The organism is Blautia sp. DFI.6.71 (genome assembly GCF_020593585.1).
Lineage (GTDB): Bacteria > Bacillota > Clostridia > Lachnospirales > Lachnospiraceae > Blautia_A > Blautia_A wexlerae.
Window position 1 is genome coordinate 1 of record NZ_JAJDMJ010000213.1, and the last position, 232, is coordinate 232.

The following is a 232-nucleotide window of genomic DNA, read 5'->3' on the forward strand; positions in this document are numbered from 1 at the left end:
GAGTGGGATTTCCGCATTATAAATCAAAAAAACATTCGCGGAAATCCTATACAACAAATATGGTAAATGGGAATATCTGTCTGCAGGACGGGTTCCTGAAACTGCCAAAGATGCAGCCAGTAAAAATAAAGCTCCACCGTATAATACCGGAGGGATGGAAGCTGAAATCAGTGACTATGAGCAGGGAACCGTCCGGAAAATATTTTGCCAGCCTGCTGTTCGACTGTGAAAA

General features: G+C 43.1%; 1 pseudogene. It reads left to right on the forward strand.

Annotated features, from left to right (window positions below):
* Nucleotides 1–232: pseudogene (locus tag LJE12_RS19915) on the forward strand (RNA-guided endonuclease TnpB family protein); the annotation flags it as partial.